The 4,273-nt window shown below is 66.7% G+C and carries 3 protein-coding genes; 1 reads left to right on the top strand and 2 read right to left on the bottom strand.

The genetic code is table 11. The features are described from left to right. The coding region (locus tag D7X32_RS43410) for a DsbA family protein (protein WP_147450508.1) at positions 1–1,213 on the top strand (1,213 nt) is incomplete at its 5' end. 96 nt (positions 1,214–1,309) lie between these two features. On the opposite strand, the gene D7X32_RS43405 is transcribed toward D7X32_RS43410, so the two are convergent. Beyond that, positions 1,310–1,696, bottom strand: coding sequence for a RidA family protein (locus D7X32_RS43405; protein WP_120608341.1), 387 nt, complete (start codon positions 1,694–1,696; stop codon positions 1,310–1,312). Between the two features lie 78 nt (positions 1,697–1,774). After that, positions 1,775–3,994 carry a RelA/SpoT family protein gene (locus tag D7X32_RS43400; RefSeq protein WP_120608340.1) on the bottom strand — a complete coding sequence of 740 codons (2,220 nt, stop codon included), beginning with the start codon at positions 3,992–3,994 and terminating at the stop codon, positions 1,775–1,777. Between the last annotated feature and the right edge of the window lie 279 nt (positions 3,995–4,273).

The following is a 4,273-nucleotide window of genomic DNA, read 5'->3' as shown; positions in this document are numbered from 1 at the left end:
GTCCCGCCCCGCGCAGCAGCAGGCGGAGCCCCCCGCCGCCGCGAAGAAGGTGGACGTCCCCGCGGACTCCCCCGTCGTCGGCCCGGCCACCGCGAAGGTGACCATCGTCGAGTGGTCCGACTTCGAGTGCCCCTTCTGCAGCCGCGCGGTGCCGACCATCAACAAGATCAAGGAGACCTACGGCAAGGACGTGCGCGTGGTGTTCCGCCACCAGCCGCTGCCCATGCACTCCCACGCGAAGCTCGCCGCGCAGGCCTCCATGGCCGCCCACGAGCAGGGCAAGTTCTGGGAGATGCACGACAAGCTCTTCGCCAACCAGCGCGCCCTGGAGCGCGGTGACCTGGAGAAGTACGCGCAGGAGCTGGGCCTGGACATGAACAAGTTCAAGGCCGCCCTGGAGTCCGGCAAGGTCTCCGCGAAGATCGACTCGGACTCCTCCGCGGGCACGTCGGTGGGCGCCAACGGCACGCCGGCCTTCTTCATCAACGGCCGCTTCCTCTCCGGCGCGCAGCCCTTCGAGGCCTTCAAGCCCCTCATCGACCAGGAGATCGCCAAGGCCGACAAGGCGCTCGCCGCCGGCACCAAGGCGGAGGACCTCTACGCCAAGCTGAACCAGGACAACGTCAACGCCGCTCCGGCCGCCCCCGCGGCGCCCGCCGAGCCGGCGGTGCAGAAGGTGGAGCTGGGCAACGCCCCGGTGCGCGGTCCGAAGAACGCGCCCGTGACCATCGTCGCCTGGTCCGACTTCGAGTGCCCGTTCTGCAGCCGCGCCGTGCCGACCATCGAGCAGGTGGAGAAGGAGTACAAGGGCAAGGTCAAGTTCGCCTTCAAGCACCAGCCCCTGCCCTTCCACCAGAACGCGAAGCTCGCCGCCGTCGCCTCCATGGCCGCGAACGAGCAGGGCAAGTTCTGGGAGATGCACGACAAGCTCTTCGCCAACCAGCGCGCGCTGGACCGCGCCAACCTGGAGAAGTACGCCCAGGAGCTGAAGCTGGACATGAACAAGTTCAAGGCGGACCTGGAGTCGGGCAAGTTCGACAAGCAGATCGAGGCGGACATGGCGGACGGTGCCTCCAAGGGCGCCAACGGCACGCCCACCTTCTTCGTCAACGGCCGCACGCTGGTGGGTGCGCAGCCCTTCGAGGCCTTCAAGAAGGTCATCGACGAGGAGCTGAAGAAGGCCGGCGTGGTGATGGCGGCGGAAGCGAAGTAGCCCTCCCCCGCTCCTGAAGCACACAAGGCCGTCGGCTCCCTTCGCGGGAACCGGCGGCCTTCGTGTTTCCAGCGGGTGCTTTTGTCCGCCGCGGCGTCAGGACACCGCGATGGCGTCGATCTCCACCTTGGAGCCGCGCGGAAGCGCGGACACCTGCACGGTGGCGCGGGCCGGCGGGGAGCCGGTGAAGGCGCGGCCGTACACTTCGTTCACCTTGGCGAAGTCGCCCAGGTCGGTGAGGAAGATGGTGCAGCGCACGACGTGGGAGAAGTCCAGGCCGCTGGCGGCGAGCACGGCCTTCAGGTTCTTCATTACCTGTTCGGCCTGCGCGACGACGTCACCGGGGACGAGCTCCATCGTCTTCGGGTCCAGGGGAATCTGGCCGGACAGGAACGTCATCTTCCCGGCGTCCACCTGCACCGCCTGGGAGTAGGGGCCAATCGCCTTGGGGGCGTCGTCGGAGTGGATTGCCTTGCGCGCCATGCAGCACACCTCGCGTTGAGGCGGCCCCCAAGAGGAAGGGGGCCGCGGGTCCGCCGCGCGCTGTAGCACAGGCCGGGGCTAGATTCGCTCGACCGAGTAGACGCCCGTCAACCGCTCGATGGAGCGCATCAGGTCCGTCAGCTGCTTGAGGTCGGAGATGGTGACCTCGAAGGTGTTCACCGCCCGGTCGTCGCCGGTGGCCCGGCAGTTCGCCTGGGAGATGTTGACGCTCTTCTTGGAGAACGTGTTGGTGATGTCCGCCAACAGGCCCGGCCGGTCCGCCGTCAGCACGCGCAGCGTGACGGGCCGCTTGAAGTCGCCCTTCACGTCCCAGGACACGTCCACGCGCCGCTCGGGGTCCGTGGCCAGGGCCTTCTCACACCCCACGGTGTGCACCGTCACGCCCCGCCCCCGGGTGATGAACCCCGCGATGGGGTCCCCGGGAACGGGGTTGCAACAGCGCCCGAAGCGCACGAGCACGTCGTCCACGCCGCCAATCTGGACGCCGCTGCGGTTGGTGCGCCCCACCAGCCGCTTGGCCAGGTCCGTCATGCGCGACAGGCCCGGCAGCATGGAGGCGTTGTTCCCCGTGCCGTTGCCCGTCCCATTGCCGTCCGACGGACGCGGAGGCGGCTCCACCTGCGCCAGCTTGTCCTGCGGCACGATGCGCTGCACCAGCTGCTGCGGCGTCACCTTGCCGTAGCCGATGGCGACCAGCAGGTCGTCCTCGACGCGGAAGCCCAGCTCCTCGGCGACCTTCTTGAGCTCGCCGGACTTCATCTGCTTGTTGAAGTTGAGCTGGAAGCGCTTGAACTCGCGCTCCACCAGCTCGCGGCCCAGCTGCAGGCTCTTGTCGCGCTGCTGCTGCTTGATGAAGCCGCGGATGCGCTGCTGCGCGCGGCTCGTCTTGACGAAGGTGAGCCAGTCCTTGGACGGGTGCGCCTGCGGGCTGGTGAGCACCTCCACCGTGTCGCCGTTCTTCAGCTTGTAGCGCAGGGGAACGATCTTGCCGTTCACCTTGGCGCCCACGCACCGGCCGCCCACGTCCGAGTGGATGGCGTACGCGAAGTCCACCGGCGTCGCGCCGCGCGGCAGGCTGCGCACGTCGCCCTTGGGCGTGAAGACGAAGACCTCGTCGGTGAAGAGGTCCACCTTCACCGTCTCCAGGAACTCCTTGGGGTCCTTGAGGTCCTGCTGCCACTCCATCAGCTGGCGCAGCCAGGCGAACTTCTCGTCGTCCTTGGAGATGGGCGCGCGGCCTTCCTTGTACGCCCAGTGCGCCGCGATGCCCTCTTCGGCGATCTTGTGCATCTCCGAGGTGCGGATCTGCACCTCTACGCGCTCGCTCAACGGACCAATCACCGTGGTGTGCAGGGACTGGTACATGTTGGGCTTCGGGATGGCGATGAAGTCCTTGAAGCGTCCCGGCACCGGCTTCCACATCTGGTGCACCATGCCCAGCGCCTCGTAACAGGCGGGCATGGACGGCGCGATGATGCGGAACGCGATGATGTCGTGGATCTGATCGAAGTCGATGCCCTGCGACTTGATCTTCTTCCAGATGCTGTAGACGTGCTTGAAGCGCCCGCTGACGTCGCCCTTGAGGCCGCGCTCCTGGAGCTTGGCGCGCATCAGGTCGCAGGTGTCCTCGATGTACGCCTCGCGCTCCTTCTTGCGCTTGTTGAGCTGCTCCTCCAGCGCGAAGAACTCCTGGGGCTTCACGTAGCGGAAGGACAGGTCCTCCAGCTCCGTCTTGATCCAGGAGATGCCCAGGCGGTTGGCCAGGGGCGCGTAGATGTCCAGCGTCTCCTGTCCGATGCGGGCCTGCTTCTCCTCGGACATGTGATCCAGCGTCCGCATGTTGTGCGTGCGGTCCGCCAGCTTCACGAGGATGACGCGGATGTCCTGCGCCATCGCGATGATCATCTTGCGGAAGTTCTCCGCCTGCTTCTCCTCCTGGGAGAGCGTCGCGGACGCGGAGAACTTGGACAGCTTCGTCACGCCGTCCACCAGCTGGGCGACCTCCGGACCGAACAGCTCCGTGAGCTCCTCCGCGGTGGCGAGCGTGTCTTCGATGGTGTCGTGGAGCAGACCGGTGACGATGGACGCTTCGTCCAGCTTCAGCTCCGCAAGGATGCCCGCCACCTCCAGGGGGTGAATCAGGTAGGGCTCTCCCGACTTGCGGAGTTGCCCTTGATGGACCTTGGCCGAGTAGACGTACGCCTTCTTGATGATGTCCAGGTCGGGGTCCGGGTGGTACGACGCAACCCGCTGCAGGATGTCGTTCAGGCGAATCATCGAGGCGGTGACAATCGTAACTGCCTCAAACAGCAGGGGCAACGTTACCCTGGAACATCGCGTGCCCCGCCGGGTCCTGGAGCCCGGGCGCCTTGGATTTTGGTCCGAGGCTTTCGTTGACCCGGCGTTTCACGCCCCCCTAGATTGGCCCACTGCCCATGTCTCAGCTTCTGCTGTCCGCGCTCCCGGTGGTCTGCCCGAATTGTGACGGCTACAACCCGCCACGCTCGGCCACCTGTGTGCTGTGCGGCCAGGCGCTGGAAGAGGCCGCTCCGGCCC

This window comes from Corallococcus carmarthensis (assembly GCF_003611695.1).
Lineage (GTDB): Bacteria > Myxococcota > Myxococcia > Myxococcales > Myxococcaceae > Corallococcus > Corallococcus carmarthensis.
The sequence above is the reverse complement of the archived record's forward strand: the minus strand, read 5'-3'. Positions and strand labels throughout refer to the sequence as shown.